The 25,956-nt window shown below is 70.1% G+C and carries 30 protein-coding genes; 12 read left to right on the forward strand and 18 right to left on the reverse strand.

Annotated features, from left to right (window positions below; genetic code table 11):
- Nucleotides 1–23: 23 nt before the first annotated feature.
- The 5 genes from HUN08_RS05865 to HUN08_RS05885 form a co-directional block, all read right to left on the reverse strand.
- On the reverse strand, nt 24–812 hold the full coding sequence (locus HUN08_RS05865; protein WP_124248021.1) for an ABC transporter permease: 789 nt from the start codon (nt 810–812) through the stop codon (nt 24–26).
- Nucleotides 812–1,816 (reverse strand): ATP-binding cassette domain-containing protein, encoded by a 1,005-nt coding sequence (locus tag HUN08_RS05870; protein ID WP_124248005.1) that lies wholly within the window; start codon nt 1,814–1,816, stop codon nt 812–814. Before HUN08_RS05870 ends, HUN08_RS05865 begins: the two co-directional genes overlap by 1 nt.
- 150 nt (nt 1,817–1,966) lie before the next feature.
- Entirely contained in the window at nt 1,967–2,887 is a 921-nt protein-coding gene (locus HUN08_RS05875) for a hypothetical protein (protein WP_124248004.1), read from the reverse strand.
- Complete coding sequence (locus HUN08_RS05880) at nt 2,877–3,263, reverse strand: PadR family transcriptional regulator (protein ID WP_301546912.1); 387 nt, start codon at nt 3,261–3,263, stop codon at nt 2,877–2,879. The genes HUN08_RS05875 and HUN08_RS05880 overlap by 11 nt, the downstream gene beginning before the upstream one ends.
- Nucleotides 3,264–3,293: 30 nt before the next feature.
- A complete protein-coding gene (locus HUN08_RS05885) occupies nt 3,294–4,661 on the reverse strand; it encodes an acyltransferase (RefSeq protein ID WP_301546913.1) in 1,368 nt (455 codons plus the stop codon).
- 101 nt (nt 4,662–4,762) lie between these two features.
- Here HUN08_RS05885 and HUN08_RS05890 point away from each other — a divergent pair, with 101 nt between their 5' ends.
- On the forward strand, nt 4,763–5,767 hold the full coding sequence (locus HUN08_RS05890; RefSeq protein ID WP_124248003.1) for a type IV toxin-antitoxin system AbiEi family antitoxin domain-containing protein: 1,005 nt from the start codon (nt 4,763–4,765) through the stop codon (nt 5,765–5,767).
- On the opposite strand, the gene HUN08_RS05895 is transcribed toward HUN08_RS05890, so the two are convergent.
- The 8 genes from HUN08_RS05895 to HUN08_RS05930 all read right to left on the reverse strand — a co-directional run bounded on the left by HUN08_RS05895 (nt 5,707) and on the right by HUN08_RS05930 (nt 13,329).
- Nucleotides 5,707–6,018 carry a hypothetical protein gene (locus HUN08_RS05895; protein ID WP_124248002.1) on the reverse strand — a complete coding sequence of 104 codons (312 nt, stop codon included), beginning with the start codon at nt 6,016–6,018 and terminating at the stop codon, nt 5,707–5,709. The genes HUN08_RS05890 and HUN08_RS05895 overlap by 61 nt on opposite strands.
- 34 nt (nt 6,019–6,052) lie before the next feature.
- A complete protein-coding gene (locus tag HUN08_RS05900) occupies nt 6,053–7,837 on the reverse strand; it encodes an acetyl/propionyl/methylcrotonyl-CoA carboxylase subunit alpha (protein ID WP_124248001.1) in 1,785 nt (594 codons plus the stop codon).
- A 67-nt stretch (nt 7,838–7,904) separates the two neighbouring features.
- Nucleotides 7,905–9,473 carry a condensation protein gene (locus HUN08_RS05905; protein WP_124248000.1) on the reverse strand — a complete coding sequence of 523 codons (1,569 nt, stop codon included), beginning with the start codon at nt 9,471–9,473 and terminating at the stop codon, nt 7,905–7,907.
- Nucleotides 9,474–9,896 (reverse strand): SufE family protein, encoded by a 423-nt coding sequence (locus HUN08_RS05910; RefSeq protein ID WP_124247999.1) that lies wholly within the window; start codon nt 9,894–9,896, stop codon nt 9,474–9,476.
- A complete protein-coding gene (locus HUN08_RS05915) occupies nt 9,893–10,792 on the reverse strand; it encodes a sulfurtransferase (protein WP_124247998.1) in 900 nt (299 codons plus the stop codon). Before HUN08_RS05915 ends, HUN08_RS05910 begins: the two co-directional genes overlap by 4 nt.
- A 37-nt stretch (nt 10,793–10,829) precedes the next feature.
- On the reverse strand, nt 10,830–11,465 hold the full coding sequence (locus HUN08_RS05920) for a nucleoside triphosphate pyrophosphatase (RefSeq protein WP_124247997.1): 636 nt from the start codon (nt 11,463–11,465) through the stop codon (nt 10,830–10,832).
- Entirely contained in the window at nt 11,462–11,710 is a 249-nt protein-coding gene (locus HUN08_RS05925; RefSeq protein WP_124247996.1) for an acyl-CoA carboxylase epsilon subunit, read from the reverse strand. Before HUN08_RS05925 ends, HUN08_RS05920 begins: the two co-directional genes overlap by 4 nt.
- On the reverse strand, nt 11,707–13,329 hold the full coding sequence (locus HUN08_RS05930; protein ID WP_124247995.1) for an acyl-CoA carboxylase subunit beta: 1,623 nt from the start codon (nt 13,327–13,329) through the stop codon (nt 11,707–11,709). The genes HUN08_RS05925 and HUN08_RS05930 overlap by 4 nt, the downstream gene beginning before the upstream one ends.
- Before the next feature lie 77 nt (nt 13,330–13,406).
- On the opposite strand from HUN08_RS05930, the gene HUN08_RS05935 reads away from it, so the two are divergent.
- Entirely contained in the window at nt 13,407–14,180 is a 774-nt protein-coding gene (locus tag HUN08_RS05935; protein WP_124247994.1) for a biotin--[acetyl-CoA-carboxylase] ligase, read from the forward strand.
- Nucleotides 14,181–14,195: 15 nt separating this feature from the next.
- Here HUN08_RS05935 and HUN08_RS05940 read toward each other — a convergent pair whose 3' ends face one another.
- Nucleotides 14,196–14,750: a DUF6069 family protein gene (locus tag HUN08_RS05940; RefSeq protein ID WP_124247993.1), complete on the reverse strand. Its 555-nt coding sequence runs from the start codon at nt 14,748–14,750 to the stop codon at nt 14,196–14,198.
- 34 nt (nt 14,751–14,784) lie between these two features.
- On the opposite strand from HUN08_RS05940, the gene HUN08_RS05945 reads away from it, so the two are divergent.
- From HUN08_RS05945 to HUN08_RS05955, 3 genes are read left to right on the forward strand one after another with little or no spacing between them, the layout of a single operon-like run.
- Nucleotides 14,785–15,318: a PH domain-containing protein gene (locus tag HUN08_RS05945; protein WP_124247992.1), complete on the forward strand. Its 534-nt coding sequence runs from the start codon at nt 14,785–14,787 to the stop codon at nt 15,316–15,318.
- A 13-nt stretch (nt 15,319–15,331) separates the two neighbouring features.
- Complete coding sequence (locus tag HUN08_RS05950; RefSeq protein WP_124247991.1) at nt 15,332–16,009, forward strand: response regulator transcription factor; 678 nt, start codon at nt 15,332–15,334, stop codon at nt 16,007–16,009.
- A gap of 12 nt (nt 16,010–16,021) precedes the next feature.
- Nucleotides 16,022–17,368, forward strand: a complete 1,347-nt coding sequence (locus HUN08_RS05955) for a sensor histidine kinase KdpD (protein WP_124247990.1) — start codon at nt 16,022–16,024, stop codon at nt 17,366–17,368.
- Here the strand turns inward: HUN08_RS05955 and HUN08_RS05960 are convergent.
- Nucleotides 17,340–17,900 (reverse strand): GtrA family protein, encoded by a 561-nt coding sequence (locus tag HUN08_RS05960; RefSeq protein ID WP_301546914.1) that lies wholly within the window; start codon nt 17,898–17,900, stop codon nt 17,340–17,342. The two genes, HUN08_RS05955 and HUN08_RS05960, sit on opposite strands and share 29 nt — an antisense overlap.
- Nucleotides 17,901–17,957: 57 nt before the next feature.
- Between HUN08_RS05960 and HUN08_RS05965 the strand changes: the two genes are divergently transcribed.
- From HUN08_RS05965 to HUN08_RS05985, 5 genes are read left to right on the forward strand one after another with little or no spacing between them, the layout of a single operon-like run.
- The gene (locus tag HUN08_RS05965) at nt 17,958–19,175 is read left to right on the forward strand and encodes a 5-(carboxyamino)imidazole ribonucleotide synthase (RefSeq protein ID WP_301546915.1); all 1,218 of its coding nucleotides are present in this window, start codon (nt 17,958–17,960) and stop codon (nt 19,173–19,175) included.
- Complete coding sequence (purE, locus tag HUN08_RS05970) at nt 19,168–19,680, forward strand: 5-(carboxyamino)imidazole ribonucleotide mutase (RefSeq protein ID WP_301546916.1); 513 nt, start codon at nt 19,168–19,170, stop codon at nt 19,678–19,680. The genes HUN08_RS05965 and purE overlap by 8 nt, the downstream gene beginning before the upstream one ends.
- Nucleotides 19,681–19,691: 11 nt before the next feature.
- Entirely contained in the window at nt 19,692–20,612 is a 921-nt protein-coding gene (locus HUN08_RS05975) for an SMP-30/gluconolactonase/LRE family protein (protein ID WP_301546917.1), read from the forward strand.
- Between the two features lie 54 nt (nt 20,613–20,666).
- Nucleotides 20,667–21,227, forward strand: a complete 561-nt coding sequence (locus HUN08_RS05980; protein ID WP_301546918.1) for a TM2 domain-containing protein — start codon at nt 20,667–20,669, stop codon at nt 21,225–21,227.
- A gap of 10 nt (nt 21,228–21,237) precedes the next feature.
- Nucleotides 21,238–21,909: a pyridoxal 5'-phosphate synthase gene (locus HUN08_RS05985; RefSeq protein ID WP_124247984.1), complete on the forward strand. Its 672-nt coding sequence runs from the start codon at nt 21,238–21,240 to the stop codon at nt 21,907–21,909.
- Between the two features lie 16 nt (nt 21,910–21,925).
- Here the strand turns inward: HUN08_RS05985 and HUN08_RS05990 are convergent, their stop codons facing one another.
- From HUN08_RS05990 to HUN08_RS06000, 3 genes are read right to left on the reverse strand one after another with little or no spacing between them, the layout of a single operon-like run.
- Nucleotides 21,926–22,633: a GNAT family N-acetyltransferase gene (locus tag HUN08_RS05990; protein ID WP_124247983.1), complete on the reverse strand. Its 708-nt coding sequence runs from the start codon at nt 22,631–22,633 to the stop codon at nt 21,926–21,928.
- 44 nt (nt 22,634–22,677) lie between these two features.
- Entirely contained in the window at nt 22,678–23,505 is an 828-nt protein-coding gene (locus tag HUN08_RS05995; RefSeq protein ID WP_124247982.1) for a dienelactone hydrolase family protein, read from the reverse strand.
- Nucleotides 23,502–23,882, reverse strand: coding sequence for a nitroreductase family deazaflavin-dependent oxidoreductase (locus tag HUN08_RS06000; RefSeq protein WP_124247981.1), 381 nt, complete (start codon nt 23,880–23,882; stop codon nt 23,502–23,504). Before HUN08_RS06000 ends, HUN08_RS05995 begins: the two co-directional genes overlap by 4 nt.
- Nucleotides 23,883–23,979: 97 nt before the next feature.
- Here HUN08_RS06000 and HUN08_RS06005 point away from each other — a divergent pair, with 97 nt between their 5' ends.
- Both HUN08_RS06005 and HUN08_RS06010 read left to right on the forward strand, forming a co-directional pair.
- Nucleotides 23,980–24,567: a TetR/AcrR family transcriptional regulator gene (locus HUN08_RS06005; RefSeq protein ID WP_174900883.1), complete on the forward strand. Its 588-nt coding sequence runs from the start codon at nt 23,980–23,982 to the stop codon at nt 24,565–24,567.
- Nucleotides 24,568–24,736: 169 nt separating this feature from the next.
- Nucleotides 24,737–25,900 (forward strand): acyl-CoA dehydrogenase, encoded by a 1,164-nt coding sequence (locus HUN08_RS06010; RefSeq protein ID WP_124247980.1) that lies wholly within the window; start codon nt 24,737–24,739, stop codon nt 25,898–25,900.
- The last annotated feature ends 56 nt before the right edge of the window (nt 25,901–25,956 follow it).

The following is a 25,956-nucleotide window of genomic DNA, read 5'->3' on the forward strand; positions in this document are numbered from 1 at the left end:
ACCCGTCCACGACCGCGGCCCCGTCACACCGAGCGCCGGTACACGCGGAAGGCGAGTGTCGCCAGGCAGGCCATAACCACCGACAGCCCGGCCAGCAGCCCGAGATGGCTCCAGATCGAAGCCCAGTCCGGTGTTGCCTGCACGGCCTCCCGACCTGAGCGCACCGCCCATTCGAACGGATTGAACCGGGCGATGTCGGACACCCAGCGCGGGGCTAGACGGGTATCCATGATTGCCGAACTCAAGAACATCAGCGGGAACGCGAGAATCTGCGAGATGCCGATCAGTGCCGTCTGCTCCCGAGTGAGCAGTGCAACGGCATCGGAGAACGCGCCGAACACGAAGGTCAACAGGACTGCGGCGAGTACCAGCACGGTGAGGCCGACGATGCCTCCGGCAAAGCGCGCTCCGGCCAACCAGGCGACGCCGACCACCACCAACGTCTGCACGACCGTGAGGACCGCCTGATAGAGCAGGGTGGCGACGATCAGTGCCCCGCGACTGGTGGGCGAAGTCAGGAAGCGGTCCATCACGCCGCGGCTCATGTCGTCGATATACGAGGTGCCGGTCCAGGCGCTGCCGAAGAGCGCCATCATCATCACGATGCCGGGCGTCAGGAACACCAGGTAGTCGTCGCCGCCGCTGAATCCTGGGATGTCCACGACGGATTTGAACAACTGTCCGAAGAGCAACAGCCAGATGATCGGCTGGACCAGATTCATCACGAGATAGACGGGCATCCGGACGAAGGCGCGCAGTTGTCGCTCGGCGAGCAGCAGGGTGTGGCTGATCGCGGTTGACGGCCCGGTCATCACAGCGCTCCTTCGGCGGCGGCGAAGCTCCGGCCGGTGTGCCACAGATAGACGTCGTCAAGGCTCGGGCGGGCCACGGTCGCCGACGCGACGGGGATGCCGGTCTCGTCGAAGGCGGTGAGTACCCGTGGCAGAGCCCGGGCGCCCGCATCGGCGCGGCCACGCAGCACCAGGCCCTCACGGGTGACTCCAGTGATCCCGTCGAGATCGGCCATGACGGCGAGGGCTCTGGAGATTCCGGCGGGCTCGACTTGCGCGTCCAGCTCCACGGTTACCGAATCGCCGTGCAGGCCGCTCTTGAGTGATTCGGGCGTGCCCTCGGCGACGACGCGGCCGTGGTCGATGATTGCCAGCCGTGAGGCCAGACGATCTGCCTCCTCCAGGTAGTGGGTCGTCAACAGCACCGTCATCTGTTCGATGTGCGCCATCGCTTCCAACTCGGCCCACATTTCGGCCCGCGCCTCGGGATCGAGTCCGGTCGTCGGCTCGTCGAGAAACAACACCTGGGGACGGTGCACGAGTCCGATCGCGACGTCGAGCTTGCGGGCCATCCCGCCGGAATATCCTTTCACCAGGCGATCGGCGGCGTCGGCGAGCGAGAACCGCTGCAGCAGTTCGTTTGCACGATCTCTGGCGTCGGTCCTGCCCATTCCCTGTAGACGAGCGGCGAGTACGAGGTTCTCGCGTCCGGTCGCCATCGGATCGGCGACCGCCTTCTGTGCGACCAGGCCGATGGCGCGTCGCACCCGCTCGGGATGGCGACCCACGTCGATCCCGGCTACTTCGGCGTGGCCCGAGTCGGCTTGGGACAGCGTCGCGAGGATCTTCACCGTGGTGGACTTGCCCGCGCCGTTGGGGCCGAGCAGACCGAAGATCGTTCCTGCCTGCACGCGCAGGCTCAGTCCGTCGAGCGCGGTCAGTCGTGGTGCGCCGCGGGCGCCGGGATAGGTCTTGCTCAGGTCGTCGGCTCGGATGCCGAGGCGATCGGGGGCGATGGTGACCATCGTGGTACTCCTTCGGTTGAGGAGCATCCCGGTGGAGCTGCACGATACGATCGGTGTGGGCCTTGATCGCTGCTCACGCAGCCCCGCTTGCGGGAGACTCAGGGTTGTCGGCGGTCCGGGTGTTGGCGCATCCGGGCCGCCGCTTACTACTCAGGGCACGGGCCCCGACGACCCGTCGCCGCCCGGAAAGTTCATCCGGGCCAGCAATAGGAAGAATGTGGCGACGGTTGCGACGATGGCCAGCCATGACCAGCGGAAGCCGACTCCGAGGCTCAGTGCGACGAAGGCCGCGATCCCGACGGTCACCAGGGTCATCGTGTAGATGCCGAACCGGGCTGCGGCGGCGGGGTCCTGGGTGAACCGATCGGTGCCGGCGACGTCACGGCTCGCCTCGAGGACCCACGCCTTGCTGCGGTTGGTCTGGGTGAGGCCGCACCACGCCAGGCCGGCGACTCCGGCGATCAGCAACACGCCGGCGACGATTGCGAGGGCGAGGACGTCGCGGTGGAACGCGTAGGTTGCGGCGAGTGCGCATCCAGCCGCAGCCAAGCCGCTGGCGACACCCCACGCGATCGCGCGATCGCGCGGCGCGGGGTAGTGGATCGTCGTCTCCTGGCGCAACGCGTCGGCGGTGGCCGCGGCGACGACGGCTCCGAGCATCACGGCGGCGGCGATCATCGGCCACAGCGCGGTCCCGGTCACCCGCATGGCGCCCAGCACCAGGACCACGAGGGCCACGCCCCCGGCAATGCAGAGCAGAGCCGTCCGGAGGATGTACCGCTGATCCGGTCGAACCCGTTGACGTGCCCAGGTCGACGCGGCGCGCGACCCCGGGTTATCTGCTCCGCGATCGTCGGCGACGACCGTGTCGATCAGCGCCGGGATGTCGCCGAGTTCGTCGAAGGCCATCTGCGCGGCAGCCGATGCCTCGGCGCCCCCGGACTCCAGTTCGGCGCTGCGAGCGATCAGACTGGCCCGCAACTCCTCCTTGAGGTCCTGCAGGTCGGGGGTCATCGCAGTATCGGCAAAGGCGCGGTCCAACAACACGTGGATGGTCGGCTCAATGGTCATCGTCGCTCCTAGGGGAGGGGAGGTCGAGAAGGGTGTTGATGATGCGCTCGGTGACCTGCCAGGCTGTGACGTTGCGCTGGTAGACCGCACGGCCGGCATCGGTGATCCGGTAGTACTTGCGACGCCCGCCCTGGCTCTCTTCACCCCAGTAGGCCTCGACCAGGCCGTCGCGCACGAGGCGGCGGAAGGTCGCGTACAACGTGGCCTCTTTGATCTCGGCGGCACCGCCGGCGGCGTCGCGAATCGTCTTGTGGATTTCGAAGCCGTAGCGATCGGTGGTGCGCAGGACGCCGAGCACGATCGTGTCGGTGTGCCCGCGCAGCAGATCGGCGGCGAACGCGTCGCCGCCGATCTCGGGTGTCCGATTGCCGCTCACCCATATTACTGTATCAGATCTAGTAATAGATCAGGAACAGTGCGCCGAACCCAGAACCCGGGCGACGACGAGCGCGCCGACGAAGCCGAGCAACGCGCACCAGCCGGCCGGGGTGCCCAGGCTCATCTTGGCCATCACCAGGATCGAGATGCCGGCCAGGCAGACCAGGACGCCCATCGCCGTCGACCGGGCACCCGTGGCGCGCACGCCCTCGTCCCACCACGGCAGCCGACGGTGCTCGGCGGGCAGCAGCAGCACGAACAGCAGTGACATCACACCGGCGAACAGCCCGGCGCGCACGGCCATCAGCAGCCAGAAGTCGTGCTGCCCGTAGGGCGAGTAGGCGTCGAGGCCGACGACGTGCAGCGCGAGGATGGTCGCGACGATGGCCGGGATATGCCACAGGTACAGCGTCATCGCGCCGCCGTTGCCGATCGCGGTCCACCGCCACACCCGCGGGCGCTGAGCCCACCGTCGGATGGACCCGGCGGCCGCGACGAAGAGCAGGCTCATCCACACGCAGTGCAAGCCGAGGACCAGTGTGGGCGGGGTGACGTTGGAGAGCTTCTCGTCACCGGTGACCACGAGGGACACCTCGTACGGGCCGACGACGACGAGGAGGGCGTTCACCGCGAGGGCGGCGGCGGCAATGCCCAGCGCCCATGTCGTGGTGATGGCGCGACGCGCGTAGCCGACGCCGATCACCGCCGGGATCAGCCACACGGCAAGGAAGTTCGGCAGGCCGTAGGCGATGACGCCGTAGTGGATGCGCGCGGCGTCGCACACCGCGGCAACCGTCAGCAGGGCGACGACGAGACCGGCGTAGGCACCGGGACGCGTCAGACGCGTCACGGCCGGCACGCAGGCGAGGATCACGAGGTACACGCCGATGAACCACAGCAGGGCGACGCACTGCTCACCGAGCCGGGCGGCCGTCGTCGGTCCGGCGATCAGGGCGGTGGCGCCGAGTGCCGCACTCCACGCGGCGAGGTACCAGAACACCGGCCGGGCCAGGCGTTGCGACCGGGAGAACAACCAGGCTCCCCACGGCTGGTCGGCGCCGGGGCGGTCGAGGCCATAGGCGGCCGAGGCGGCGCCGGCGAGGAAGAACAGCGGCATGATCTGCAGCACCCACGTCAACGGCTGTAGGGCGGGCATGGTGCCGAGGAGATTGCCGACCTGCAGGTGCGAAGCCGTGATGGTCGCCAGGACGAAGGTGCAGTGACCGAACATGACCACGAGCAAGCTGACGATGCGGGCCACGTCGACTGCGCGATCGCGTTCGGCTGGAGTGCCGGCGGCGACACGGTCGGCAGAGGGGAACATGCGGCGCAGCAGCGGTGCCGCGCCGCGCGCGGGACGGTCGGAGACGGACGGGGGGAGATTATCGAGGCTCATGGATATTGATCCTGCTGGTAGCGGGCGTTCCGGCGATGTGTGGATCTACTCAATTCCGGTAGGGGTTGCAACCGTTCGCGGCCCGCGTGCGTCCAATAGGTATGACGACGATTCCGATCGATGCCGACGGCGCGGTGCGGCGACAGACCGTTCTGGCACACGGGCTCAGCGCCACCGTCCTGTACCGCGCCGTGGAGGCCGGCGACTTGCGCCGCATCGGGTCGGGGCTCTACGTCCCGGCCGGCGGTGTGCCGCCGGACGTGGCGCACCGGCTCATGCTCGGGCAGGTGGAGACCTCCGACGACGTGGTGATCAGCCACGCGTCGGCGGCGATCATGCACGGCCTGCCGATGCTCAAGCCCGATCTGCGCGACGTCCACCTGACGGTCTGCGCGCCGTCGGTCCGCGCGCCGTCCGAATTCCGGCGTGTCCACGTCGGGCTGCTGTTGTCCGACGAGGTGGTCGAGCTCGGCGGGCAGCGGGTGACCACGGTGGAGCGCACCGCCGTCGACGTGGCCGCCTCCTCGTCGATGGGGTTCGCCGGGGCACTGGCCGTGTTCGACGCGGCACTGCGGCGCGGGGCCGACCCAGCGGCGATGGCGCGCCTCGTCGGCCGGAGGAATTCCCGTGTCCTGCGCGCGGCCCTGAAATTCGGATCCGCCCGCGCCGACGGGGTGGGGGAGTCCTGGTGTCGCGCCCAGCTCCTGGCCGCGGGGTTGCCCGCCCCGGCGCTCAAGCGCGCGGTGTTCGACGTGGGCGGATCACGTCTCGCCGTGCCGGATATGCAATGGGAGGACGTGTTGCTCGCCGAGTTCGACGGGGTCGCGCGCTACGAGCGGGTGCGCGTCAGCGGGGACACGCGGCTGGGTGCGGCCTGGCGGGCGGTCGCGCGCGACGAGGGGCTGCGCCGCCGCGGGATCCGGGTGCTGCGCTGGACGTGGACCGACTTGGAGCGCAGAGACATCGCGCTGTCCTGCGGCCATTGGCTGCGCCGACTCGGGGCCGGCCGATCGCGGCGTGTCGGGGAGGCGGTCCGCGCGGTGGATCAGAGCGACTGCAGGAAGCGCTCGACAACGGGCAGCGCGTCGTCGAGGCTGCGCTGCTGACCGCTGCGGAACTGGCCCACCGGTGGCCCACCGGCGTCGGCGGTGATCAACGACAGCAACTCGCCGGTCGTCGGTTCGCAGACCGCCCAGGTGAAGCGGGTCTCGCTCGCCCAGCCCGCATCCGCGCCGGCCACGAACGCGGCCGGGTCGTCGATGCCGAGGTCGGCGAGTGCGGGTACGTCGCTGACCCGGTCGTCGTCGCGCAGGGCGCGCAGGTACCACGCCCCGGCGTTGATCTCGACGGCTTCCATCGGGCGGTTGCGGTTGCGTGCTCCGGTGCCGGGGCTACTTGATCTCGAGCAGCACGGTGCCCTGGGTGACGGCATCGCCGGCGGCGACGGCCAGTCCGGTGATCGTGCCGGACTTGTGCGCGTTCACCGGGTTCTCCATCTTCATGGCCTCGAGGACGACGACGAGATCACCCTCGGCGACCTCCTGGCCTTCGTCCACGGCCACCTTGACCACGGTGCCCTGCATCGGTGCGGCGATCGCGTCGCCCGAAGCGGCGGCGCCACCGCCCTTGGTGCGGGTGCGCGCCTTCGGCTTGCGGCGCACGGCGCCGTTCCCGCCGCCGCCGTTTCCGCCGATCGCGAGGTCACCGGGCAGCGAAACCTCCACACGGCGGCCGTCGATCTCGACGACGACGTTCTGGCGCGGCAGAGACTCGTCGCCGTCGATCGCGGCGGCGGCGCCGTAGGCCTCGATCGGGTTGTCCCAGTCGGTCTCGATCCACTTGGTGTAGACGTCGAACTTCTCGCCGTCGCCGATGAAGGCCGGGTTGCTCACGATGTGGCGGTGGAACGGGATGACCGTCGCCAATCCGTCGACCTCGAACTCGTCGAGGGCGCGGCGCGCCCGCTCCAGGGCCTGCTGGCGGTTCTCGCCGGTCACGATCAGCTTGGCGAGCATCGAGTCGAACTGGCCCCCGATGACGTCGCCCTGACGCACACCGGAATCGACGCGCACACCCGGGCCGGAGGGCTCGCGGTAGACGGTGATCGGCCCGGGGGCGGGCAGGAAGCCGCGGCCGGCGTCCTCGCCGTTGATGCGGAACTCGAAGGAGTGACCGCGCGGGGTCGGGTCCTCGGTGATGGAGAGCTTCTGGCCCTCGGCGATACGGAACTGCTGGCGCACCAGGTCGATGCCCGCGGTCTCCTCGGTGACCGGGTGCTCGACCTGGAGTCGCGTGTTGACCTCGAGGAACGAGACGGTGTCGCCCTGCACCAGGTACTCGACGGTGCCGGCGCCGTAGTAACCGGCTTCCTTGCAGATGGCCTTGGCCGACGAGTGGATGCGGGCGCGCTGGTCGTCGGTCAGGAACGGCGCGGGCGCCTCCTCGACGAGCTTCTGGAAGCGGCGCTGCAGCGAACAGTCGCGGGTGCCGGCGACGACGACGTTGCCGTGCTGGTCGGCGATGACCTGCGCCTCGACGTGGCGCGCCTTGTCCAGGTACTGCTCGACGAAGCATTCGCCGCGGCCGAAGGCGGCGACCGCCTCGCGGGTGGCCGACTCGAACAGCTCGGGGATCTCCTCGACGGTGTGGGCGACCTTCATGCCGCGCCCGCCGCCGCCGAAGGCGGCCTTGATCGCGACCGGGACGCCGTACTCCTTGGCGAAGGCCACGACCTCGTCGGCGTCCTTGACCGGGTCCTTGGTGCCCGCGGCCATCGGCGCCTTGGCGCGCTCGGCGATGTGGCGGGCGGTCACCTTGTCGCCGAGGTCGCGGATGGACTGCGGCGACGGGCCGATCCAGATCAGCCCGGCGTCGATGACCGCCTGGGCGAAGTCGGCGTTCTCGGAGAGGAAGCCGTAGCCGGGGTGTACCGCGTTCGCGCCCGACTTGCGCGCCGCGTCGAGGAGCTTGTCGAAAACCAGGTACGACTCGGCCGAGGTCTGCCCGCCGAGGGCGAACGCCTCGTCGGCGAGTTGGACGAACAACGCGTCGGCATCCGGCTCGGCATAGACCGCGACGCTGGTGATTCCGGCGTCGCGGGCGGCACGGATGACGCGGACTGCGATCTCGCCGCGGTTGGCGATGAGGACCTTGGTGATCGTGGCGTTTTGGGGCACGGATTCTCCTGTGGCTGCGGACGCGGGTATGCGCTCATCGGATTCTAGAGGTCGTGGGTATCGCAACTCACACTAGACCCCGGGCGTGCCACGAACTGGTCTCGGCGACCTGGGCGATGAGCGCGGTGACGTCGGCGACGTAGGTGTGGACGTCCTCGTCGAGTCGACGCGGATACCGCGCCGACAACCGCAATCCGGAGGGGGTGCGGTTGATCCAGAGGTACACCTCGTCGTCGGCGTAGCGATGGCTGCGCAAGACCCGCGCGCCGCCGGAGTCGTCATGCGGTGCGCCCGGCGCGGACCGCGTGTCGAGGAAGGACACGACGAATTGCGGCGCGCCGCTGGTACCGAGGAGCTGTGCGACGCGCAGCAGGGGCTGGGTGGCGGCGGCCCGCCCGCGCCGCAGTTCGGCGGAGGCGCGGACGGCGAGTTCGGTGAACGACTCCGCCCCGGACACCTCGAGATCGAAGGGGGACAGCGTGACGAACCAGCCGACCGCGGCCAGCCACCGCGGTTCGTGGCGGGTGTGGCGGGGCAGGATGGCGCGGAATCGCCGCACCCCCGTCCGTCGGTGGGCCGCATACGCCAAGGAGGCCATGACGCCGGCGAACAGCGTGGCCCCCGCGCCGGAGCAGACGGCGGTGAACTCGTTGGCGGTGTCGTCGTCGGCGAGCAGCGCGTAATAGGAGATCTGGGGTGTCGCGTCGGCGGCCGCCTCGGACCCCTCCGCGTAGCCGCCGACGGCGAATCCGCGCGGCTGCTCGGCACGCCGGTCGTTCTCCCGGGCGGTGGGGTGGCCGGCGGCGGCGGACGCGGTTGGGCTGGCCGCGGCCGATCCGGCCACGGTCGGGTAGCGGGGCATCCCGTCGGCGAGGAACTCCGCCCAGGTGTCCACGGCGGGGTCGGTGGCGCGGGACTGTTCGGCGGCGGCGCGCTCGGCGGCGCTGAAATCGACGTAGCTGCCGATGCTCTCGGCGGGGAGCAGCGGCGGCGCATGACCGCGTGCCGGTCGGCCGGCCGCGACGACGGCTTGACGGTACAGGGCGCGCAGTTCCGGCACCGCGGCGATGAGGGAGTAGCCGTCGAGCAGGGAGTGGTCGCCGGCGAACAACAGGGTGAAGGAGTCCTCGCGGCCGACGGTCGCGAAGCAGTAGGCGGGCCAGCGCACCGGCGCGGTGCTGCGGTCGAACCAGCCGGCGATCTGGTCGAGCAGCAGCGTCGGGTCGTGGTACCAGCCGACGCGGCTCATCTTGACCGACACGGCCCCGGGCTCGGCCGAGAACCGGCGGAACCGCTGCGCGCCGACTTCGGGTGCGGCGCCGGCGTCGGAGTCGTCGGCCTCCACGACATGCGTGCGCAGCACCTCGTGCCGGTCGATCCAGGCGGTCAGCGCCGCGCGGATCGCCGGGATCGACAACGGCTCGTCGAACTCGATCGACAGGCCCAACCAGGATTCGCGGCCACCGGTGTGGCCCGTCTGCGCCTGGTAGGCCAGGGCGTCGGAGAGGTGCTGCTCATGATTGAACGACGTGGGTCGCGGGTCCAGGCGCAACCCTTTTCGACCGTCGAGCACCGGGGTCCACTCGACCAGTCCGCCCGGCTCGATGGGCAGGTCGAGGATCTGGAGGAAGTCCATCTACCCGCTTCGCGCGATGGCCGCCTTGATCCGGGCCAGCATGCCGGCCAGGCCGCGCAGCCGCAGCGGTGACACCACCGAGTCGAGTCCGAGTTCGTGGCCGAAGTCGGCGGGGACCGCGGCGATGACCTCGGCGGGCTGCCCGTCGAGTCCCTGGTGCAGGATCGCGGCGAATCCGCGGGTCGTCGGGGCCTCGCGCGGCGCGCTGAAGTACAGCCGCACCGCCGCGCGGTCCGACGCGTCCACGGACAGGAAGATGGGCGACTGGCACTCCGGCACCGGCTCCATCGACTCCGGTTCCAGCTGGGCGGGCAGCGGCGGCAACTCGTCGGCGAACTCGAGCAGCAGCGTCGTCTTGTCGGCGTCGGACAGCGCGGCGAAATCGTCGACGATCTCGGCCAGCGGGGCGGGCAGTCCGGTCACGGCCGGTCGCCCGGCGCGCTCCCGGGCTCGTCGCCGACGATGATCGGCACTCGCACCCGGTTGCCCCACTCGGTCCAGGAGCCGTCGTAGTTGCGCACCTTGTCGAAGCCGAGGAGATGGGTCAGGACGAACCACGTGTGGCTGGAGCGCTCACCGATCCGGCAGTACGCGATGGTCGGGGAGGTGGGGCTGAACCCGGCGTAGATCTCCTCGAGTTCGGCGCGCGAGCGGAAGCGGCCGTCCGGGGCGGCGGCCTTGGCCCACGGGATCGACACCGCGGTGGGGATGTGGCCGCCGCGCAGGGCGCCCTCCTCCGGGTAGTCGGGCATGTGGGTGCGCTCGCCGGTATACTCCTGCGGCGACCGCACGTCGATCAGCGGCTCGTGGCCCAGCGCCGCGACGACCTGGTCGGCGTAGGCGCGGATCTTGGTGTCGTCTCGCGGCACCACCGGGTAGTCGCTGCGCGGGTAATCCGGTACGTCGAACGAGGAGTCGCGGTCCTCGGCGAACCACGCGTCCCGCCCGCCGTCGAGCAGGCGGACGTCGGGGTGGCCGAACAGGGTGAACACCCACAGGGCGTAGGCGGCCCACCAGTTGCTCTTGTCGCCGTAGATGACGACGGTGTCGTCGCGGCTGATGCCCTTGGACCGCATCAGCTCGGCGAAGGCCTCGCCGTCGATGTAATCGCGCGTGACCGGATCGTTGAGGTGCAGGTGCCAGTCGATCTTCTGGGCCGTCGGGATGTGGCCGATGTCATAGAGCAGGACGTCCTCGTCGGACTCGACGACCTTGAGACCCGGCGTGCCGAGGTGGGAGGCCAGCCACGCGGTGCTCACGAGCCGTTCCGGGTGCGCGTAGTCGGCAAACGCCGGATTCGGATCGAGTTCAACGCCCATGGTGGGACCCTTTCGTCGCAGGGGGATGCTGCCGAGACTACCGCGCCTGCGCGGACCACAGCGTGGTGACATCCACGTCGACTCGTGCCAGGAGGCGGCGCGTCAGCGGCAGGCTGATACCGATGACCGACGAGGGGTCGCCGTCGATGCCGTCGACGAACCATCCGCCGAGACCGTCGAGGGTGAACGCCCCCGCGACGGCGAGCGGTTCGCCGGTCGCGACGTAGGCGTCGACGGCCGCCGCGTCGACGGTGGCGAACCGGATCTCGGTGGCGGCGCTGTCGGTGGCCCGCGCGATCGGTTCGCCGCGGCGGATGCGCGTGACGCAGTGACCGGTGAGGAGCATCGCGGACTGCCCGGACATCCGGGTCCAGCGCTGCCGCGCCACCTCCGGGGTGTGGGGTTTGCCGACCAGTTCGCCGCCGATGTGCAGCATCGAATCGCAGGTCACCAGGACGACGTCGTCGCCGTCGCCGACGCGGGGCACCAGTGCGTCGGCCTTGGCGACCGCCAGCCGCGTCACGATGTCCGCGGGCGGGGAGGCGGCCAGCTCGGCGACGAGGCCGTCCTCGTCGACGTCGGCGACCAGGACCCGTGGGTCAATACCGGCCTGTTGCAGGACGCGCAGGCGCGCGGGTGACGCCGACCCGAGGACGAAGTCGGTGCTGGTCACCAGAGTTGTTTGTAGAAGCCGGTCGGGCTGCCCCAGTGCGGGCGCATGCGGTCGACCGGGCGGCCCCACTCGTTGCCCGGCTCGGCGGCGGTCTCGCCACCCGATTCGGCGGCCTTGGCGACGACCACCGCGGTGATCGCGGCCACCTGTGCCGGAGTGGGGTTGCCCTTCACGACGCGGAGCAGGGGGGCCTTGGTGGCATCCGCCCCGGTGCCCTTCTCGGCGTCGCCGTCGCGCCCGGTCACAGCGGGATGTTCCCGTGCTTGCGGGGCGGGGTGACGACCATCTTGCGCTGCAGCAGTCGCAGCGCGGAGGCGATCTGACCGCGGGTGTGGCTCGGCGGGATGACCGCGTCGACGTAGCCGCGCTCGGCGGCGACGTACGGGTTGACGAGGGTGTCCTCGTACTCCTCCTGCAGCTTCAGCATCAGGGCGTCGACGTCGTCGCCGTTCTCCTGCGCCGCCTTGATCTCCTTGCGGTAGACGAAGCCGACGGCCCCGGAGGCGCCCATCACGGCGATCTGCGCGGTGGGCCACGCCAGGTTCACGTCGGCACCCATGTGCTTGGAGCCCATGACGTCGTAGGCGCCGCCGTAGGCCTTGCGCGTGATGACGGTGATTTTGCCGACCGTCGCCTCGCCGTAGGCGTAGAGCAGCTTCGCGCCGCGGCGGATGATGCCGTTGTATTCCTGGTCGGTGCCGGGCAGGAAGCCGGGGACGTCGACGAGGGTGATGATCGGCACGTTGAAGGCGTCGCAGGTGCGCACGAACCGGGCGGCCTTCTCCGACGCGTCGATGTCGAGGCAGCCGGCGAACTGGGTCGGCTGGTTGGCGACGATGCCGACGCTCATCCCGTCGACGCGGCCGAAGCCGATGACGACGTTCATCGCCCGCTCGGCCTGGACCTCGAGGAATTCGTCGTCGTCGAGGATGCGGCGGATGACCTCGTGCATGTCGTAGGGCTGGTTGGCAGAGTCGGGGATCAGGGTGTCCAGTTCGAGGTCCTCGGGGGTGAGGTTCTCCTCGATGGACCCGCTGGCCACGTCGACGGGCAGCCGCGGCGGCTCGGCGCGGTTGTTGCTCGGCAGGTAGGACAGCAGTTCCTTGACGTACTCGAGCGCGTCCTCCTCGTCGGGGGCCACGTAGTGCGCGACGCCGGAGCGGACCATATGCGTGTGGGCGCCGCCGAGGTCCTCCATCGTGACGTCCTCGCCGGTGACGGTCTTGATGACGTCGGGGCCGGTGACGAACATCTGGCTGGTCTTGTCGACCATGACGACGAAGTCGGTGAGCGCGGGGGAGTAGACGTGCCCGCCGGCCGCGGCGCCCATGATGACCGAGATCTGCGGGATGACGCCGGAACTGCGGACGTTGCGGTGGAAGATCTCCGCGTAGAGGGCGAGTGAGACGACGCCCTCCTGGATGCGGGCGCCGGCGCCGTCGTTGATGCCGATCAGCGGGCGGCCCGTCTTGAGGGCCAGGTCCATGACCTTGCAGATCTTCTCCCCGTACACCTCGCCGAGGCTGCCGCCGAAGACGGTGAAGTCCTGCGAGAAGACGCAGACCTCGCGGCCGTCGATGGTGCCGTACCCGGTCACGACTCCGTCGCCGAGCGGCCGGTTCTCGCCGAGCCCGAAGTTCGTGGAGCGGTGCCGCGCCAAGGCGTCGATCTCGACGAAGGATCCCTCGTCGAGCAGATGGGTGATGCGCTCGCGGGCGGTCAGCTTGTTCTTGGCGTGGACCTTCTCGATCGCCGCCTCGCCGACCGGGTGCTTGGCCTCGTCGAGTCGATTTCGCAGATCGGCGAGCTTGCCGGCCGTGGTGTGGATGTCGAGTTCCGACGAGTCCTTCGATGCGGAGGTCATGGGGATTGATGCTAACCAGGGGCGGCTCCCCGGCGCTACCGGCCCCCGCGGCGGGTCGGCGGAACTATTGTGGCGGCATGACACTCGAGGCCCACCTAGCCGGGACCCGCTGGAGCCGGATCGACGTCGTGGAGGCGACCGGATCGACGAATGCCGACCTCGTCGCCGCCGGTGCGCGCGAGGACATCGACGGCCGGGTACTGGTGGCCCGGAACCAGACCGCGGGCCGCGGGCGCCACGACCGGCAGTGGACCACCGGCCCCTCCGGCGCGCTGACCTTCTCGGTGGGCGTGCGCGTCGGCGAGGCGACCAGCGCGATGGGGTGGTTGTCCCTGCTGGCCGGGGTCGCGGTGGCGGACGCGCTGGCGCGCTCCATCATGTTCGACGCCGCGCCGGGGGTGAAGTGGCCCAACGACGTGCTGATCGGGAATCGGAAGGTGGCCGGGGTGCTCTCCGAGTTCGCCGTGGGTGCGGCGGGCGGGCAGGCCGTCATCGGGATCGGCGTCAACACGTCGATGACGGCCGACCAGCTGCCGGTGCCGACCGCGACGTCGGTGTTCGTCGAGACGGCCCGCGCGATCGACGACGACGAGCTGCTCGTGGGGATTCTGCGCGAACTCGACGTCGAACTCGCCATGTGGCCGGACCGACTCGACGAGCTGGCACAGGAATACCGGCACAAATGCCTCACCCTCGGGCAGCGCGTGAAATTGGCCCTGCCCGGCGATCGGGAGTTGATCGGTACCGCGGTCGACGTGGATACCGCGGGTCGGCTGCTGGTCGCCGCGGACGGCGGTGCACAGACGGCGGTCGCCGCCGGCGACGTCACCCATCTGCGGCCGCTGCCGTAGCCGCGGCGAAATCGGTCAGCGGCGCTGCGACTGCGAGCCGACCATCGGGACGAGGGCCAGGATCGGCAGGCCGATCACCAGGTGCAGCGCGGCCGTCGCGATCCCGGTCGCCAGATTGGTGCTCACCAACAGCGGGATCAGCACGGCGGCGATGACCAGCAGCCCGGCGATCCAGGCGAAGAAGCTGCCCGGCGCCGGGGTGATGAGTTGCAGGACGTACCACAGCGCGGCCGCGACGAGGGCCGTCACGAAACCGATGATCGCGTAGGTGGTCACCGCGTCGGACCCGAGCGCGATCCCGATTCCGGTGCGATCGGTCAGGGTCGTGATGACCCAGGCCACCAGACCGACGGCCAGCGCCACGACGACGCCGGTCATGAGTACCCCGCCCACGAACAGGACCGGGTTGACGCGCGGTGCGGTCACCAGCGGCTGGCGGTGCGGCTGATCGGAGCCGGGGACCGGGGCATGGTCGTACCGCTGTTCGGCCTGCGTCTCGTATGCCGGGGTGACGGGCCGCGTGTAGGCATGGGTGCCGGGGAACTGATCGCGCGGGTCCTGGTAGGTCATGCGCCACAGTCTAGGCGCGACATATGCTCTCGGCATGGGATACCCGCGGCGACACCTGGCCCCGGGCGAGGCCGTCGCCTTGCACCGGCACCCGCATTGGCGGGTGCTGGTGGCGCCGCTGGCGGGGTTCGCCGTCGTGACGCTGGTCGTCGGGATCCTCGGCGGCATCGTCGGCGGTTCCACCCTGCACGGGTGGATGCGCACGGCGGCGTTCGCCGCCGTCGGAGTGCTCTGGGCGCTGGCCCTGCTGTGGTGCGTGCTGCGCCCGCTGACGTCCTGGGCATCCACCCACTTCGTCGTCACCGACCGTCGGGTCGTCTACCGCAACGGTCTCCTGCGCCGCTCGGGGCTGGACATCCCGCTGTCGCGGATCAACACCGTCGAGTTCCATCGCGGCATGCTGGACCGGATGCTGGGCAGCGGGACGCTGGTCGTCGAATCGGCCTCCGACGACCCGCTGGTCTTCCGCAACGTCCCCGACGTCGAGCGGGCGCATGCGCTGCTGTACCAGGAGGTCCTCGACGAGCGGGACCCCGCCGATGCCGGGCTGTCGAGGGAGCTGCGATGACGGGGGAGGCCCGATGACCGACGTCCTGCTGGCCGAGGACGACACGGCGATCGCCGAGCCGCTGGCGCGCGCGTTGGCGCGCGAGGGGTACGGGGTCGTCGTCGTGGACGACGGGGTGGCCGCACTCGAGCAGGCCGTCGACCCCCGTTTCGAGCTGCTGGTCCTGGATCTGGGGCTGCCGAAGATGGACGGCCTGGAGGTGTGTCGCGAGCTGCGGGCGGTGCGCCCCGACCTGCCGGTGCTCATGCTGACCGCGCGCACCGACGAGGTGGACTTCGTCGTCGGCCTCGACGCCGGCGCCGACGACTACGTCGGCAAGCCGTTTCGCCTCGCCGAGCTGATGGCCCGGGTGCGCGCCCTGCTGCGCCGCCGCCCCGCCGTCGCGGAGGACGTCCTCGTCGGTGGCGCCATCGTCCTCGACACCCGGGCGCGCCGCGTCCTGGTCGACGGGGAGGACGTGGTGCTGGCCAACCGCGAGTTCGACCTGCTGCAGTTCCTGATGGAGCGCCCCGGGCAGGTCGTCAGCCGCGAGGAGCTGGTGTCGGAGGTGTGGGGATCGGCCGATCTGCGCTCGTCCAAGACGCTGGACATGCACGTCTCCTGGCTGCGCCGCAAGATCGGCGACGACCGGACCGACCGGCCCCGCCACATCGTCACCGTGCGCGGCATGGGATTCCGCTTCGATGCGTGAGCGCGGGATCTGATGCGCAGGCGGATTCGCTCCTCGATGATCGGCATGGTCCTCATCGTCGGACTGCTCCTCGGCGCGCCGCTGTCGGTCATCGCCTGGTGGTGGGTCGCCGACAACGCGCATCAGGATCTCGACAGCCGGCTCAAGCACATCGCCGGCGAGCTGATCCAGATGGAGGGCCCCGGCGGCGAGATCGACGTCGACGTCCTCACCAACGCGCGGCTGGGCGTACTCATCCCCGAGGAGGGGCAGCTGCGCGTGACCCACCACGTCGCCGGTTCCACGACCTCGACCGATGATCGGACCGGCCCGAAGGAACTGGTGACGACGACGCTGGGCCGCCGGATCGACGGCAACGCGTTCACCGACTCGATCGCCCTCGGTGACGCGGGCACCGTCGAGTTGGCCATCCCGACGAGGCAGGTCCGCCGGGACCAATGGGCGGCGGTCGCGATCGTGGGCGTCGTCGTCCTGGCCTCGGTGGGCGCGGGGGTGGTGGTCGCCACCGTGACCGCGCGTCGCCTGGCCGATCCGTTGACGCGGGTCGCCGACCGCGCGTCGGCGATGGCCATGGGCGATTTCCGTTCCGAGTGGCCCGCGTACGGGATCGAGGAGCTCGACGAGGTGTCGCGGGCGCTCGGCGCCGCGAACACCGAGATCGCCATGCGCCTCGACCGCGAGGGCGGGATCGTCGGGGAGGTCTCGCATCAGCTCCGCAGTCGGCTCACCGCGATTCAGCTGCGCCTCGACGAGCTGGCGCTGCATCCCGACAGCAACGTCGTGGCCGAGGCGGAGGCCGCCGCGAGCCAGGTGGATCGACTCACCCGGGAACTCGACGAGATGGTCGTCGCCTCCCGTATCAACGAGGACGCGCCGGCCGCCGCCGTCGGCGTCGACGGGATGATCGCCACGCTGATCGCCGACTTCGAGCCGGCCTTCACCGCGGTACACAGGTCCGTGGTCGCCGTGGTGCGCTCCGGACCCGCCGTGGCGTGGACGGCGCAGCCGAGTCGGCTGCGCGAGGCGTTGGCGGTGCTGCTGGACAACGCGCTGCACCACGGGCGCGGGACGTGCACGGTATCGGTCGACGCCCTGCAGTCGGCGGGCATGTTGCGCGTCCAGGTCACCGACGAGGGGATCGGCGTGCCCGACGACCTCGTCGACAAGATCTTCCGCCGCGGGTTCACCGGGGGCGTGTCCACCGGCACCGGTGTCGGGCTGTCATTGGCCCGCGCCCTGGTGGAGGCCGACGGCGGCCGGCTGGAACTCACGACGCGGCGCCCGCCGGTGTTCACCATCGTGGTTCCCGCCGCGGCGCCCGCCGAACCCGTCAGGCGTGACCGAGTTCCTCATCGGTGAGTTCGGCGAGATTGCCCGTCGGCTCCGTCGACCCGCCCTCGCCGCCGCGCGGCATCTCCTCCGGGAACGCGAATCGGCGCAACGCCCAGAACCGGAATGCCATCTGCAGGAAGTTGCCGATGATGTAGGCGAGGAAGAAGTCGAGGATCGCCAGCTTCAGGCCCTCCGGGGCCGCGCGCAGGCTGAACAGGTTGTTCGCGATCCACAGCGGCGCGGCGGCCAGCAGCACGCCGATCCCGCTGATCACGAAGAACAGCAGGGCCTCGTGGTGGCGCTCGCGCCCGCCGCGGTCCTTGAACGCCCATTCGCGATTGAGGATGTAGGAGAGAATCGTGGCGATCACGCCGGAGATGATCTTGGCGATGGTCGGTTTGGAAGCCAGGATCGTGTAGGCCAGCGGGTAGAAGATCGCCATGTCGACGATGAACGTGGTCCCGCCGACGATCGCGAATTTGATCAGCTCGCGGTGCTTGAGCGCGATCCGGTGAAGCGGAGCGGGCAGCGCGTTGATCACGTCGTTGACAAAGGACACAAGGGGCAAGTCTACGGGCTGATTTGCGATGACCTTGCACGTGACAGGATGGGACGCGTGCAACAACGCTCCACGACGATGCCGGTGGTCGCCATGATCGGCGGCGGACAACTCGCCCGGATGACCCATCAGGCCGCCATTGCGCTGGGACAATGCCTGCGCGTGCTGGCCGCGGGTCCCGGCGACCCCGCCGCGGCGGTGAGCGCCGACACGGTCATCGGTTCACATGACAGTCTGGCCGACCTGCGCCGGGTCGCGGCCGGTGCGAACGCCCTCACCTTCGACCACGAGGGGGTACCCCTCGAACATCTCGTCGCGCTCGAGGCCGACGGGGTGGCGGTGCGCCCGCCGTCGACGGCCCTGCACTACGCGCAGGACAAGTTGGCGATGCGTCTGCGGCTGCGCGAACTGGGACTGCCGGTGCCCGACTTCGCCGACCTGTCCGGCGACCGCGCCGCGGCACGGCGCGCGCTGCAGGAATTCGGCGCGCGCCACGGCTGGCAGATCGTGCTCAAGGCGGTGCGCGGCGGCTACGACGGGCGCGGCGTGTGGCTGCTCGACGACGAGCAGGCGGCCCTGGAGGTCTTCGACCGCGCCGACGCCGACACGCAGTTGATGGCGGAGGCGAAGGTGGCGATGAACCGGGAACTGTCCGCGCTCATCGCCCGCTCGCCGTTCGGGCAGGGGGCGGCGTGGCCGGTCGTGCAGACCGTGCAGCGCAACGGGCAGTGCGCCGTCGTCCTCGCCCCCGTCCCCGGCCTCGTGCCCGAGGTCGCCGAGCAGGCGCAACAGATGGCGCTGCGCCTGGCCGACGAACTCGGCGTCGTCGGGGTGATGGCAATGGAGCTGTTCGAGACCGTCGACGGGGAACTCGTCGTCAACGAATTGGCGATGCGACCGCACAACAGCGGCCACTGGACGATGGACGGCGCGGTGACCTCGCAGTTCGAGCAGCACCTGCGCGCCGTCCTCGACTACCCGCTGGGGACGACCGACCCCGTCGCCGGGCCGGTCGTCATGGCGAACGTGCTCGGTGCGGCGCAGGCCCCGGCGATGGCGATGGACGAGCGGGTCCACCACCTGATGGCGCGCATGCCGGAGGCCAAGATCCACCTCTACGGCAAGGGCGAGCGGCCCGACCGGAAGATCGGGCATGTCAATATCGTTGGTGGGCCGGGAGCCGACGTCGACGACGTGCGCGAGCGCGCCGAACGGGCGGCCACCTGGCTCTCGACCGCGACCTGGACCGATGGATGGGATGTGCACGGTGAGTGAGCAGACGGGGCCGCGGGTCGGCCTGATCATGGGCAGCGACTCGGATTGGCCGACGATGTCGGCCGCGGCGGAGGCGCTCGCCGAATTCGACATCCCCTTCGAAGTGGGCGTGGTGTCGGCGCACCGCACGCCGCAGGGCATGCTCGACTACGCGAAGGGGGCGGCCGACCGCGGGATCCGTGTCATCATCGCGGGCGCAGGCGGTGCTGCCCACCTACCCGGGATGGTCGCCTCGGCCACCCCGTTGCCGGTGATCGGCGTCCCGGTCCCGCTCAAGTACCTCGACGGGATGGATTCCCTCCTATCGATCGTGCAGATGCCGGCCGGCGTCCCCGTGGCGACCGTTTCCGTCGGCGGGGCGCGCAACGCCGGCCTGCTCGCGGTCCGCATCCTTTCGGTCGCGGAACCGGCGCTGAGGGATCGGATGGAGAAGTTCCAGGTGGATCTGGCGGATATGGTCGCGGAAAAGGATTCGGCATTGCGACGGAAGCTGATGGGGGAATAACGATGGCCGCTGTGGATGTACGCCCGGTCCGGGTGATCGAGGTCGGCGGAAAGGGCCCCGAGGACGTCGTCGTGGCCGAGGATGGCACCGTCTACACCGGGCTCGAGGACGGTCGACTGCTCGCCATCCGGCCCGGCGACGACGCGGTCACCCGGGTCGGTGACACCGGCGGGCGGCCGCTGGGGATCGAATTCCTCGCCGACGGGCGTCTGCTCGTCGCGGATGCGCATCGCGGCCTGCTGGCCGTCGACCCCGCCGACGGCGCCGTCGAGCCGCTGGTCACCACGATCGACGGGACGCCGATGGTGTTCTGCAACAACGCCGCCGTCGCGTCGAACGGCGACATCTGGTTCAGCGATTCGTCGACGCTGCACCCGATCGAGCGGTGGAAGAACGATCTGGTGGAGGACACCCGCACCGGGCGCCTGATGCGCCGCGGCGCGGACGGATCGGTGACGGTCGTGCTCGGCGGCCTCGGGTTCGCCAACGGTGTCGCGCTGGCCGCCGACGAGTCGTACGTGTGTGTGGCCGAGACGGCCGCGCGCACGGTCGTGCGCTGGTGGCTGACCGGGCCGAAGGCGGGGAGCCGTGACTACCTGGTCACCGATCTGCCCGGCTACCCCGACAACATCGCCCGCGGCAGCGACGGTCTGATCTGGGTGACGATCGCCTCGCCGACCGACCCGGTGGTGGCCGGGTTGCAGCGCGGGCCGATGTTCCTGCGCCGGATGGCGACCAAGGTGCCCGAGGTGTTGCAGCCGAAGCCGAAGCACACCGTGCGCGTGCAGGCCTTCGACGACGAGGGGAACCTGCGCCACGACGTCCACGGCGATGCGAGCCGGTTCCACATGGTCACCGGGGTCCGCGAGCACGGCGGTCAGGTCTGGCTGGGCAGCCTCGAGACCGACGTGGTCGGCGTCATCGACCTCTGACGGAGTTCGCTCACGCGGATGCGTCACCGTGCGGTGCCATATACAGTGGCGGCCGTGACTTCGCCGGACCATGAGAACAACCCGCTCGAAAAGGGCGGCACCTATCCGCAGCAGCCGGAGGGCCCCGCGCCGACCCCCGGCGCACAGGCCGGCCAGCCGGTCGACCCCCTCGGTGCGCCGGGGTACGGACAACCCGTCGATCCGGCCTACGGCCAGCCCGGACCGTACGGCCAGCCAGGGGGATACGGGCAACCTGGCGCATACGGCCAGCCCGGCTATGACCAACCGGGATACGGCCAGCCCGGTTACCCGCAGCCCGGCTACGCCCAGCCCGGCTACGCACCCCCGGGTTACCCGCAGCCCGGCTATCCGATGTACGACAGCTTCGGCAACCCGCTCTCGGACAAGAGCAAGCTGGTCGCCGGTCTGCTGCAGATCTTCATCGGCTCGTTCGGCGTCGGGCGGTTCTACCTCGGCGACCCCGGCATCGCGATCGCCCAGATCGCCGTCACGTGGCTGACCTGCGGTATCGGCGCCATCTGGCCGCTCATCGACGGAATCATGATCCTCATGGGCAACGTGAAGGATTCACAGGGCCGCACGCTGCGCGACTGAGTGCGGCGACATGACGGGTAGCTGGTCTGACGACGGCGGGCGGGAGTTGTTGCGCTCGCTGCCCGTCCTGCGCGGCGAGGCGCCCGGATTCGACCCCGACGACGTGCCCGCCGACCCGGTCTCGCTCTTCGCTCAGTGGCTGTGCGCGGCCGTCGACGCGGGAGTGCCCGAACCGCATGCGATGACGCTGTCCACCGTCGGGCCCGACGGCGAGCCCCACGCCCGGGTTCTGATCGTGAAGGCGGTCGACGACGAGGGCTGGCATTTCGCCGTCAACGCGAAGAGCCAGAAGGGCGTCGACCTGGCCGGGGACCCGCGGGCCGCATTGACCTTCTACTGGCCGGAGCTGGTGCGGCAGGTACGGGTTCTGGGGCGGGCGACGGACCGGGGTGCCGCGGCGAGTGCCGCCGACTTCCTCGCGCGACCCTCGTCGTCGCGCTCGATGGCGATCACGGCGCGACAGAGCCAACCCTTCGACGATCCGGCCGAACTCGACTTGGCGATCGCCGAAGCCAGTGACCGGGTCGCCGCGGATCCCGACTTCGTGTTCGCCGACTGGGTCTCCTACGCGCTGCGTCCGGATTCGGTCGAGTTCTGGGAGGGCGCACCCGACCGTCGGCACGTGCGCTTGCTGTACCGACGCGCGGGGGACGGCTGGGACCGGTCGCGACTGTGGCCGTGAGCGAGCGCCCCCGGTTTCAGGGGGCAGTGTCGACGGGTGCCTCCGGCACCGCGACGATCTCCAGCGGCACCTCGTCGACGAGGGTGAAACCCATCCGCTCGTAGAGCGCGCGGGCCGGATTGTCGTCGGTGGTGTGCAGGAACGGGATGTCGCCGCGCTGACGGATGTGGTCGCCGACGGCCCGGATGAGGCGGTCGGCATATCCGCGCCCGCGCGCCCGCTCTGCCGTCGCCACCGCGCTGATCTCGCCCCAGCCGGGTGGGCGCATCCGTTCACCGGCCATCGCGACGAGTTCCCCGTCGTCGTCGCGCAGACCGAGATAGCGGCCGAGTTCGACGGTCCGCCGTGCGAACGGCCCCGGCCGCGCCTGCGCGACGAGGGCGAGCATGTCGTCGACGTCTCCGGGACCCAGGACGACCGCCTCGTCGTCGGGTCGCGTCGTCACGCTCTCACCGGAGTAGACCAGCAGCGTGAAGGTGCGTTGCCACGTCCAGCCGTCGGGAAGCGGCGACCGCCGGCCGCGCAGGCCCACCGTCGACCCCGGTCCGGCGAGTTCGCGCAGATCGGACCAATCCTCCTCGCTCAGGTGCGGCGGATGGGCGTAGAAGATCGATACCGCGGGGTCGTATCGGCTGATCCGGCCGCGGCGCACCGCGTGTCGGGCATGCGCGCCGCGCAGGGATTCGCCCACCGGATCGGCGAGGACGCCGAGTTCTGAACGCATCAGTCGAGGATTTCACCACCCGCGGCGGGAGGGGAATCCGGGGGTCAGGCCGCCGGCACTCCCAGTTTCTCCCGGAAGAATCCCAGCACGCGGTCCAATGCCTCACGCGTCGGTTCGCCCGGCTCGTCGATGAGGTGCTCGGTGACCACCGAGTGGGGGATGGGCAAGACGGCATCGGGGTTCGCCGCTGAATCCGGGAGCTCGATTCCGATGAAGGCGTCGCCGAGTTGGTCGCGCAGGAACGCGAAACGGTCGGCGGGGACCATCGGGTCGCCCTCGAACCGCATCCCCATGACCTGCAGCCCGGCCGCGCACCGCGTCTTCACCCGCGCCAGGTCGTCCTCGGAGATGTCGATGTTGCGGGCGTTGCCGATCGGTCGCAGCGGCAGCGACGGCTGGGACAGGACCGGGGCGAGGATCGTCTCGTCGACGGCCATGGCCAGGGCGAAGCCGCCGGTCAGACACATGCCGATGGCTCCGACACCCGGGCCGCCGCAGCGGTCGTGGGCATGGCGAGCCAGCGCGCGCAGCCAGGCGACGACCGGGGAGGAGCGCCCGGTGGCGAGGATGGTGAACTCGCGGCTGACGCACACCTTGCGCACCAGGTTGCCCGCCATGCGGGCGCCGTTGGTCACGGTCGCGAGCCCGTCCGGCCTGGGGTCCAGGCCGTCGATCCCGAACAGCGACGGCAGGTACACCGTGCATCCCGCGTCCGCGACGCGGCGCGCGAAATCGGCGACCAGCGGGGTGACCCCGGGGATCTCGGACATCACGATGACGGCCGGACCGCCGCCCTTCACGTAGACCCGACGCGTCGTGCCGTCAGCGCTGAACTCTTCGACGCGGAAGTCGTCGAGGGAGTCCCGGCTCATCGTTTCTCGTCGAGGACGGTCCCGTTGAGGACGTAGTCGAAGGCGCGCGCCGGGATCCGGGCCCCCTTGGCGACGTCGGGTGAGTCGGAGGGGACCACGCGCGGGCCGACGACGGTGTACCGCTTGTTCTTGCGGATGATCTCGAAGCGGCCGGCGGCCTGGATGTTGCGCACCCAGTCGGTGTCGCGACCATAGGTGAGCACGATCGACAGGCGGTCGCCCTCCACCCAGGCCAGGACCGGAATCGAATAGCGCGTACCCGACTTCCGGCCCACGTGCTCGACCATCGCGAAGGGTGCGAGGTGTGGCGCCCACTGGCGCTGGATCGGGTTGGTCACCACTTTGTTGAACCGGGCGACGGCGTGGGGGATTTTCATGGTCCCCAGTGTGACCGATCGCCGTCGAAATGTTGCGGTAAGCGGTCGGCGCGGGTGTCGCCGTCCGGGGCGGGACCGATGCGCGATACTGGTCGACATGACCGTGACCGAGTCGGAATCGCAGACCGACGACGGTGCCGCCTTCCGGATGCACGTCGTCGCCGCGTCGATCCGCCTGTTCAGCGAGAAGGGCTACGACGCGACAACGGTCGACGACGTGGCCGCCGCCGCCGGGACGTCGCGGCGCACCCTGTTCCGGCAGTTCCGCTCCAAAGAGGATTTGATCTTCGTCGATCACGAGTCGTTGTTGACGCAGGTGCGCGCCTTCCTCGAGTCGGCGGCGGGGGACCCGTGGACGGCGGTGTGCGGGGGGGCGAAGCTCGTCTTCTCCCACTACGAGACGCACCGCGACCTGGCCGTCGCGCGGTACGCGATCGTGTCGCAGACCCCGGTGCTGCGCGATCGGGAACTGGTGACCACCTATCGCTACCAGCGACTTTTCGAGGAGTTCCTGCGCGCGCGGTTCCCGGAGCTGCCGCGGGAACGGATCGTCGCGTTCTCGTCGGCGGTCACCGGCGTCCACAACTACCTGCTGCGCTCCCTGCTGCGGGGCGAGGCGGCGGCGACCCCGGCCCACCTCGACGCCGAGCTGCGCCGCCTGGTGGAGTTGCTCGCGCAGCGCTGACCGGTCTCGCGCAGGGCGGCTCTGGAATCGCGCCGAGCGCGCCCGAATAGTGCTGGCGCGGGGGAGACTGGAGGTCGAGTATCCGCGAATCCGTTGACCTGGCACTGCGTGCCATGATGAACTGTTCCGAACACCGGTTGGCACGCAGTGCCAGTAGAAGGAGTAGATAATGGGCTACGGGAACCCCGACTTTGATTTGTTCCAGCTCCCCGAGGAGCATCAGGCGCTGCGCGAGGCGATCCGCGCCCTGGCCGAGAAGGAGATCGCGCCCTACGCCAAGGACGTCGACGAGAACGCCCGGTTCCCCGAGGAGGCGCGCAAGGCCCTCGTCGCCAACGGGTTCAACGCGATCCACGTCCCGGAGCAGTTCGACGGCCAGGGCGGTGACTCCATCGCCGCGTGCATCGTGATCGAGGAGGTCGCCCGCGTCGACGTCTCCGCCTCGCTCATCCCGGCCGTCAACAAGCTCGGCACGATGGGGCTCATCCTGTCCGGCGACGACGCGCTCAAGTCGAAGGTGCTGCCGTCGATCGCCTCCGGTGAGGCGATGGCCTCCTACGCCCTGTCTGAGCGCGAGGCCGGTTCGGATGCCGCGTCGATGAAGACGCGCGCCCGCAAGGACGGCAACAACTGGGTCATCAACGGCAGCAAGTGCTGGATCACCAACGGCGGCCAGTCCACCTGGTACACCGTCATGGCCGTCACCGACCCGGAGAAGGGTGCCAACGGCATCTCCGCCTTCATGGTCCACAAGGACGATCCCGGGTTCACCGTCGGCCCGTTGGAGCACAAGCTCGGCATCAAGGGCAGCCCGACCGCCGAACTGTACTTCGAGGAGTGCACGATCCCCGAGGACCGCATCATCGGCGACGAGGGCAGCGGCTTCAAGACCGCGCTCGCGACGCTCGACCACACCCGCCCGACGATCGGTGCGCAGGCCGTCGGCGTCGCGCAGGGCGCCCTCGACCAGGCGATCGCCTACGTCAAGGACCGCAAGCAGTTCGGCAAGACGATCAGCTCCTTCCAGGGCGTCGAGTTCATGATCGCCGACATGGCGATGAAGGTGGAGGCCGCGCGCCTCATGGTCTACACCGCCGCCGCCCGCGCCGAGCGCGGCGAGAAGAACCTCGGGTTCATCAGCTCCGCGTCGAAATGCCTGGCCTCCGACGTCGCGATGGAGGTGACCACCGACGCCGTCCAGCTGTTCGGCGGCGCCGGCTACACCACCGACTTCCCGGTGGAGCGCATGATGCGCGACGCGAAGATCACCCAGATCTACGAGGGCACCAACCAGATCCAGCGAGTCGTCATGAGCCGCGCGCTGCTGCGCTGATCCGGGGCGGCTCAGGCTCCCGCACGCGGGGCTCGGCCCAGCGGAACCGACAACGG

It is taken from the genome of Gordonia sp. X0973 (assembly GCF_013348785.1).
GTDB lineage: Bacteria > Actinomycetota > Actinomycetes > Mycobacteriales > Mycobacteriaceae > Gordonia.

Excerpts from the sequence above, each read along its gene's own strand:
- HUN08_RS05935 (WP_124247994.1), top strand. The coding sequence starts at position 13,407 with ATGACACTCGAGGCCCACCTAGCCGGGACCCGCTGGAGCCGGATCGAC.
- HUN08_RS05985 (WP_124247984.1), top strand. The coding sequence starts at position 21,238 with ATGACGGGTAGCTGGTCTGACGACGGCGGGCGGGAGTTGTTGCGCTCG.
- HUN08_RS05895 (WP_124248002.1), bottom strand. The coding sequence starts at position 6,018 with ATGGAAGCCGTCGAGATCAACGCCGGGGCGTGGTACCTGCGCGCCCTG.
- HUN08_RS05865 (WP_124248021.1), bottom strand. The coding sequence starts at position 812 with ATGACCGGGCCGTCAACCGCGATCAGCCACACCCTGCTGCTCGCCGAG.
- HUN08_RS05940 (WP_124247993.1), bottom strand. The coding sequence starts at position 14,750 with ATGACCTACCAGGACCCGCGCGATCAGTTCCCCGGCACCCATGCCTAC.
- HUN08_RS06005 (WP_174900883.1), top strand. The coding sequence starts at position 23,980 with ATGACCGTGACCGAGTCGGAATCGCAGACCGACGACGGTGCCGCCTTC.
- HUN08_RS05885 (WP_301546913.1), bottom strand. The coding sequence starts at position 4,661 with ATGAGCCTCGATAATCTCCCCCCGTCCGTCTCCGACCGTCCCGCGCGC.
- HUN08_RS05945 (WP_124247992.1), top strand. The coding sequence starts at position 14,785 with ATGGGATACCCGCGGCGACACCTGGCCCCGGGCGAGGCCGTCGCCTTG.
- HUN08_RS05930 (WP_124247995.1), bottom strand. The coding sequence starts at position 13,329 with ATGACCTCCGCATCGAAGGACTCGTCGGAACTCGACATCCACACCACG.
- HUN08_RS05905 (WP_124248000.1), bottom strand. The coding sequence starts at position 9,473 with ATGGACTTCCTCCAGATCCTCGACCTGCCCATCGAGCCGGGCGGACTG.
- HUN08_RS05950 (WP_124247991.1), top strand. The coding sequence starts at position 15,332 with ATGACCGACGTCCTGCTGGCCGAGGACGACACGGCGATCGCCGAGCCG.
- HUN08_RS05990 (WP_124247983.1), bottom strand. The coding sequence starts at position 22,633 with ATGCGTTCAGAACTCGGCGTCCTCGCCGATCCGGTGGGCGAATCCCTG.
- HUN08_RS06000 (WP_124247981.1), bottom strand. The coding sequence starts at position 23,882 with ATGAAAATCCCCCACGCCGTCGCCCGGTTCAACAAAGTGGTGACCAAC.
- HUN08_RS05955 (WP_124247990.1), top strand. The coding sequence starts at position 16,022 with ATGCGCAGGCGGATTCGCTCCTCGATGATCGGCATGGTCCTCATCGTC.
- HUN08_RS05995 (WP_124247982.1), bottom strand. The coding sequence starts at position 23,505 with ATGAGCCGGGACTCCCTCGACGACTTCCGCGTCGAAGAGTTCAGCGCT.
- HUN08_RS06010 (WP_124247980.1), top strand. The coding sequence starts at position 24,737 with ATGGGCTACGGGAACCCCGACTTTGATTTGTTCCAGCTCCCCGAGGAG.
- HUN08_RS05915 (WP_124247998.1), bottom strand. The coding sequence starts at position 10,792 with ATGGGCGTTGAACTCGATCCGAATCCGGCGTTTGCCGACTACGCGCAC.
- HUN08_RS05890 (WP_124248003.1), top strand. The coding sequence starts at position 4,763 with ATGACGACGATTCCGATCGATGCCGACGGCGCGGTGCGGCGACAGACC.
- HUN08_RS05875 (WP_124248004.1), bottom strand. The coding sequence starts at position 2,887 with ATGACCATTGAGCCGACCATCCACGTGTTGTTGGACCGCGCCTTTGCC.
- HUN08_RS05870 (WP_124248005.1), bottom strand. The coding sequence starts at position 1,816 with ATGGTCACCATCGCCCCCGATCGCCTCGGCATCCGAGCCGACGACCTG.